This window comes from Mesorhizobium sp. M1A.F.Ca.IN.022.07.1.1 (genome assembly GCF_003997575.1).
GTDB lineage: Bacteria > Pseudomonadota > Alphaproteobacteria > Rhizobiales > Rhizobiaceae > Mesorhizobium.
Genome location: NZ_RZST01000029.1, coordinates 22,118 through 28,437, shown reverse-complemented (window position 1 = coordinate 28,437; position 6,320 = coordinate 22,118). Strand labels below are relative to the sequence as shown.

The following is a 6,320-nucleotide window of genomic DNA, read 5'->3' as shown; positions in this document are numbered from 1 at the left end:
CGCCGGGGATAGGCTTCTTCGCGCCGAGCAGCGTCAGCAGCCGATCGTAACGACCGCCACCCACCAGCGGACGGTCGCCACCCTGGGCAGCAATCTCGAAGACGAGACCGGTATAGTAATCGAGCGGACGGCCGAAGGCGGCGTCATAGCGGATCTTTTCGACCGGCAGGCCATGCGCCGCGATCGCCTCGGCGCGGGCGGCGAAATTTTCGAGCGCCGCGCCAAGGGACAGGCCGGCAGCGGCGGCGAATTTTTCCAGCGCCTCAGTTGCTCCGCCCAGCGCGACGTCGATCTCGAGAAATCCTTTCAACGCCGAGAACGCCTCGTCGGACAGCCGCACGCTGCGCAGTTGCGCCTTCTCGATCAGCCGCCGCGCGATGTCGGCCGGGGCGCGGCCCGAGGAGGCCGACAGCCCGGCCTCTTCCATGCCGGCGGCGATATAAGCGGCGAGGCCGTCGGTATCGCTGTCGAGCACCAGCAAGGCCACCGGACCCGACAGCTGGCTGTTGCGCGGCGGATTGGCGAGGTCGGCAAGGGCCGCTTCCAGCATCGACGCCGAGCCGAAGGCGCGGGCGAGGCGCATGCGCCAGCCACGCGGCAGGCCGAGCGCGGCCAGCACCGCCTCGAACAAGGTCTGGTCGCCGAGCGTGATGGCGAGCGGCACGCTGGGCAGCACCAGCGAGAGCAGCGCGTGCGCGTCGGCCAGCGAGCGCGCGTCAGCGGCGGCGGTATCACGATCGCCGAGATCCTCGATGCCGGCCTGGAAGAACTCGTTGCCGCCCTCGCGGCGCTGTCGGAACACCTCGCCGAGATAGGAATAGCGCCGCGGCGTGCCGGCCTGGCTGGCGATGTGGTCGAGGCAGACCGGAATGGTGAATTCGGGCCTGAGGCAGAGCGTCTTGCCGGTCTCGCTCTCGGTCAGGAAGATGCGGCGGCGCAGGTCTTCGCCCGCCATGTCGAGGAACGGATCGGCCGGCTGCAGCACTGCCACCTCGACCGCGTGGGTGTCCCGGGCAGCGAAGAGTTTTGCGACGTCGGCGGCGATGGCGGGATAGCGGGAAGTCATAAAGCACCACCTCCCCTTCTCCCCTTGTGGGAGAAGGTGGATTGGCGCGCAGCGCCAAGACGGATGAGGGGTGCTGGAAGGAATGAGACGCCGGCGCTCCCTGGAACACCCCTCATCCGACCGAGCTTCGCTCGGCCACCTTCTCCCACAAAGGGAGAAGGAGAGGTTGGCGCCCTACTTGCCACGTGCCCGCTCCTCGGCCTGCGCTGCCAGGATCTTCTTCACCTCGGAGAGCAGCTCGCTCTCCGCCACCGTCACCTGCGCCGGGCGCGCGGCGCGCCATTCCGCGTTATCGGTGATCTCGGCCGACAGGCGCGCGCCTTCGATCAGGTCCTTGATCTGCACCTCGCCCTTGACGCGCTCGTCGCCGCCCTGGATGACGGCGATCGGGCTGCCGCGACGGTCGGCATATTTCAGCTGCGCCTTCATACCGGCGCCGCCGAGATACATTTCCGAGCGAATGCCGGCGGCGCGCAGATCGGCGACCATCTTCTGGTAGCGGCCGAGGCTTTCCGTATCCTTATCCATGACCAGAACGACGACCGGAGCAATGACGTCGGAAGTGTCGAGCTTGCCGAGGTTCTTCAGCGCCGTCATTAGCCGCGAGACGCCGATCGAGAAGCCCGTCGCCGGTACCGGCTCGCCGCGGAAACGCGAGACCAGCCCGTCATAGCGGCCGCCGCCGCCGACCGAGCCGAAGCGCACGATCTGGCCGTCCTCGTTGGGGATCTCGGCCCGCAGCTCGGCCTCGAAGACCGGGCCGGTGTAATATTCGAGGCCGCGCACGACGGAGCGGTCCATCGCAACGCGGTCCTCGCCATATCCTGCAGCCCTGACCAGAGCTTCAATCGTTGCAAGTTCGCCGACGCCTTCCTGATACACAGCGTTGGCACCGACGGTGGAATCCTGGCCAGCCTGTCCGTTCCTTGCCGTTGCGAGAAGAACCGCTTCGGCCTGCGCGTCATTCAGCCCCGCGCCCTTTGCGAAATCGCCTTCGCCTTCCTTGCCGCCATCCCATCGGCCCGGGCCAAGCAGCAGCCTCACGCCTTCCGGGCCGAGCTTGTCCAGCTTGTCGATGGCGCGCAGCACCGTCAGCCTGCGCCCAGCATTCTCCTCACCGCCAAGCCCAATCGCCTCCAGCACACCGTCCAGCACCTTGCGGTTGTTGACGCGGATGACGTAGTCGCCGCGCTTGATGCCAAGCGCCTCCATCACGTCGGCCATCATCATCGCCATCTCGGCGTCGGCGGCGACGCCCGGCGTGCCGATCGTATCGGCGTCGAACTGCATGAACTGGCGGAAGCGGCCGGGGCCCGGCTTCTCGTTGCGGAACACCCAGCCGGACCGGTAGCTGCGATAGGGTTTCGGCAGGCGGTCGTAATTCTCGGCGACGAAACGCGCCGTCGGCGCCGTCAGGTCGTAGCGCAGCGACAGCCACTGGTCGTCATCGTCTTGGAACGAGAAGACGCCTTCGTTCGGCCGGTCCTGGTCGGGCAGGAATTTGCCCAAAGCATCCGTGTATTCGATCATCGGCTGGTCGACCGGCTCGAAGCCGTAAAGCTCATAGACCGACCGGATGGTCGCCATCATCTTCTCGACGGCGCGGATGTCTTCGGCGCTGCGGTCGGCAAAACCGCGCGGCAGGCGCGCTTTCGTCTTTTCCGATTTGTCGGCCATGGATGGGTCTTTTCGCTATGTGAACGCTGACTTATTTCGAGCGGGCGTGTCCTAGACGATACCGCCTTGGGCGGCAAGGGTTGGCACCGTCCCTCCTCCTTTGTGCCGAGAAGGAAAGGCCGCGCCTTCGAAACAAAACGGCGCCAAGAACGAAACAATTGCGTCACCAGCGCGGCATGCTGCCGACACAATCAAGGACCATAAAGCGCGCCGAAATAAGGGTTCGGGCCATGACGACCACGGAAGACATCATCGAGAGCAAACCGGTTCCCAAGCTCCGGCCGGCCGACAGCGCCACCCCCAAGCCGGCGCAGCAACCCGCAGGGCCGTTCGGGGTCGTGGCGGAACCCCACAAGCCGACGATGCGCGACGCGCTGGTGACCGGACTGCTGGTGATCTACCCGGCCTTTGCTGCCGTGGCGGCCATCATCGCCGGGCTGTTTCTGACAAGCGCCGGTAGCCTCTGATCTTGCCCCACCCCTCCAATCTGAGGACGCGTAGCGTCGGAGGCGAGAACTCGGTTTTGCGACCCGACCCGCGCCTTCGGCGCGACCTGCCCACAAGGGGAATTATCACCTTGACTGAACACGGCTGAATTCCTTATATTTGCGGTCAGGAGATTAGCCATGACCGCTACCGTTGATCTGACGAACCCGATTTTCACCGATGCCGACGCGGCGAGGGCGCACTTCGAAGCCATCCGTTGGCCGAATGGCGCTCATTGCCCGTTCTGCGGTCAGTTCGAGACGGTCAAGGAACTCGGCGGCAAGTCGATGGGTCCGGGCTGGTATCATTGCAAAGACTGCCGGAAGAAATTCACGGCGGCGGTCGGCACGATCTATGAGCGGTCGCATATCCCGATGACCAAGTGGCTTCTGGCGACGCACCTTATGTGCGCCAGCAAGAAAGGCATGTCCGCGCACCAGTTGCACCGCATGCTTGGCCTGCCGTACAAGACGGCTTGGTTCATGGCTCATCGCATCCGCGAAGGCATGCGCGAACTTCATCCGTCCGGCCCGCTTGGTGGCGAAGGCAAGACCATTGAGGTTGATGAGACGTACATTGGCGGCAAGGAAAAGAACAAGCACGTTAAAAAGCGTCACAGCGTCGGCGGCGGCTACGGCAAAGAGATCGTCTTTGCGCTTGTCGAGCGTCAGGGCCGCGTCCGTTCGCATCACATTCCGTCTGTGACGGGAAGCACGTTGCGTCCGATCATGCAGGCGGAAATCTCGAAGGCTTCGACGCTGTACAGCGATGACGGCGGCGCGCGGATTGGTCGTGAGTTCCCGGTGTATCAGTCGGTCAACCATAGCATCGGTGAGTACGTTCGCGGTGACGTGCATACCAACACCATTGAAGGCTACTTCTCGATTATGAAGCGTGGCATCACTGGCGTTTATCATCATGTCAGCCCGCAGCAGTTGAAGCGATATCTCGCCGAGTTCGACTTCCGGTACAACGAACGTTCGGCGCTCAATGTCTCGGATGCAGAGCGCACGGTTAAGGCGATTGCGGGTGTCGTCGGCAAGCGCATCACCTATCAACAAACTAATGGCCGACCGGTCGGCTCGCCGGTCTAATTCTTCTCAGCGTCGGGCTTTCGAGAAGATTGATCCGGCGCAGCTTTCTTTCTTCGTGCTTTGGGAAGATGACTGACGCGCGGTTGCGGTGGGGTGTTCGCCATACGGCGAATTACCTCGTCGCGCCGACGCGCAGCTTCCTCTGGTGAATAGTCTTCGTTTTTTTGCATCCCAGTTCCCCTAGAATGTCAGCTTCGATTGCAGCATTCGCTTTGCGGCCGGGAACGGCTTTTTGTAGACCGCCCTATAGATGGCATCGATACATTCGATCACGGCCGTTAGGGCCGCTGCCACGTCTTTCGCCCTGATTACAGGTGCTTCGTCCTTTGGATGGGTCAGCTTGTTTCGAAGCTTGATTGCAGAGCCTAGATCCGACCACCATTGCGTCTTTTTATCCAGCGGCTGGGAGGTAACGCGACGATGGATAAACATGACCCGTTCTTCCAGAGGGTAGAACCTATCCCCCTTTAGCTTGAATTCCCCATTGTCCAGCCGAACCTCCTTTTCCAAAAGCACCCCTTTGTCGTGCGGCGCAGAAAATTCAGTATGAGAAGCCAATTCCTCTGCTACGGCGTTGATATGCGCTTCTGCGGAGGCAAATGCGAGGTTCAGTGATGCGTGCAGATAAGCGGCATGAGCCGCATCATCGTTTTTGTTCTCGGCGGCCTTTTCCAAGAACCGTTTTGATTCCTCCAGCAAGGTCCCGGCGAATGTATCGAAGTCAGCCATTGGCAGCCTTCTCTCTAGCCGTCTGGGCTTCGAGCGCAGCTTGCTTGGCGTGATAACCTTTGATCGCAGCATCCACCGATCCGGCTGATATTCCGTTCCCGTTCTCGGCTTGCAGCCAGAACAGTTCTACGAGGCGGCCGCGCTCCTTCGCATCGGTGCGATATCCTAACCCTCGATAGTTGTCCGGGTCAGTCTTATGGTGCCCCTTTGCCAGGATCGCTGCATTCATAGGATCGCGACCAGCCGTTTGCGCCAATGCATAGTGCCTTGCCAAACGCGTCGGGTTCGCTTGCAGTGCGCCAGCAATATACGCCCATGCCGCCACCACAGCGGCATTGAGCGCCTTCTCGGGGAAGTCGGGCTTCGGCTTCGGCTTTTTGCTGGCGAATGCTTGGCGTTGCGCCTGTATCAGCAAGGCGAATTGCTTCGCGGCTTCTCGCAGTTCAGGATCATTCCAAACGTCGTTCCCATTGCGAATTTCTTCCCAAACTCCGCCCTGTCCGAAGCGAGGCGTCGTCTCGATGGAGTCGAATTTTGCAAGATCGATCGCTTTTCCGTCGTAATAGTTGATAATGAAAGTCCTTGCCAACGCGACCGAAATCGGTCCTGTTCGGCTATATTTCCCGGCGAAGTCAGTGTTTTCCGGCAGAAGCCCTACAGACTGACACCATTCCCTAAGTTCAGGACCCATCGCCGTTTCCTGCATACGGTCGATGAGATCGGCAGATATCGCAATATTCGTGTTTGATATCAGTTGCACGTCTAGGCGCTGTTCGGTGCTAAGGTTGAAATAAACTTTGACGCCGTGGAGTTCGTCCACGTCGTTTTCTTCAAACGCTTCCATGATCGCTGCGATGCGGTGCTGGCCGCCGATTATCTTCAGCGGCTTTCCGGTTTCGTCGAATAGGAATTCGGCAACAATGTTGCTGAAACTTCTGCGCAATACCGCATCTGCCTTCATTGTGGTGAAAGCCTCTGCATTCGCGACGATCTCGCGATTGGCCCGGTATTCGGGTTCGTCCAGATCCAAAGGCGCATCGGTAGTCGCCAATTCCACCAGCTTGCCGGCCTTCAAATGGCATTCGCAATACTGCGCGCCTGTCCGGTTGTCGGTTAGCAGAGGCAACGAATCTGGCTTTTCGAGCGGCTCGAACATCTCGCAAAATGCCTCGAAAGCGTCCGCTGACATGATGGTTACCTCTACCCCTCCAAAAGATTGCGGGGGAAGATAACACAATGCGATGTTCAGTCAACGTGATAACTCCCCC

6 protein-coding genes are annotated in these 6,320 nt (G+C 61.0%); 2 read left to right on the top strand and 4 right to left on the bottom strand.

Going from position 1 to position 6,320, the window contains the following annotated elements; translation table 11 throughout:
• Positions 1-1,066 (bottom strand): ATP phosphoribosyltransferase regulatory subunit (locus tag EOA75_RS06165; protein WP_127323865.1); only part of this gene is annotated, 1,066 nt, incomplete at its 3' end.
• A 174-nt stretch (positions 1,067-1,240) separates the two neighbouring features.
• Entirely contained in the window at positions 1,241-2,743 is a 1,503-nt protein-coding gene (gene hisS, locus EOA75_RS06160; protein WP_127323864.1) for a histidine--tRNA ligase, read from the bottom strand.
• Positions 2,744-2,973: 230 nt separating this feature from the next.
• Between hisS and EOA75_RS06155 the strand changes: the two genes are divergently transcribed.
• Together EOA75_RS06155 and EOA75_RS06150 are read left to right on the top strand one after the other, a co-directional pair.
• Entirely contained in the window at positions 2,974-3,210 is a 237-nt protein-coding gene (locus EOA75_RS06155; RefSeq protein WP_127323863.1) for a hypothetical protein, read from the top strand.
• A 159-nt stretch (positions 3,211-3,369) separates the two neighbouring features.
• Entirely contained in the window at positions 3,370-4,323 is a 954-nt protein-coding gene (locus EOA75_RS06150; protein ID WP_127323862.1) for an IS1595 family transposase, read from the top strand.
• Between the two features lie 180 nt (positions 4,324-4,503).
• Here the strand turns inward: EOA75_RS06150 and EOA75_RS06145 are convergent, their stop codons facing one another.
• Positions 4,504-5,052 (bottom strand): hypothetical protein, encoded by a 549-nt coding sequence (locus EOA75_RS06145; RefSeq protein ID WP_127323861.1) that lies wholly within the window; start codon positions 5,050-5,052, stop codon positions 4,504-4,506.
• Positions 5,045-6,241, bottom strand: a complete 1,197-nt coding sequence (locus EOA75_RS06140) for a hypothetical protein (protein WP_127323860.1) — start codon at positions 6,239-6,241, stop codon at positions 5,045-5,047. Before EOA75_RS06140 ends, EOA75_RS06145 begins: the two co-directional genes overlap by 8 nt.
• Positions 6,242-6,320 lie beyond the last annotated feature (79 nt).

What these genes read in the sequence shown, in the direction of transcription:
- hisS (WP_127323864.1), bottom strand. Translation starts at nt 2,743, where the DNA reads ATGGCCGACAAATCGGAAAAGACGAAAGCGCGCCTGCCGCGCGGTTTT.
- EOA75_RS06155 (WP_127323863.1), top strand. Translation starts at nt 2,974, where the DNA reads ATGACGACCACGGAAGACATCATCGAGAGCAAACCGGTTCCCAAGCTC.
- EOA75_RS06150 (WP_127323862.1), top strand. Translation starts at nt 3,370, where the DNA reads ATGACCGCTACCGTTGATCTGACGAACCCGATTTTCACCGATGCCGAC.
- EOA75_RS06145 (WP_127323861.1), bottom strand. Translation starts at nt 5,052, where the DNA reads ATGGCTGACTTCGATACATTCGCCGGGACCTTGCTGGAGGAATCAAAA.
- EOA75_RS06140 (WP_127323860.1), bottom strand. Translation starts at nt 6,241, where the DNA reads ATGTCAGCGGACGCTTTCGAGGCATTTTGCGAGATGTTCGAGCCGCTC.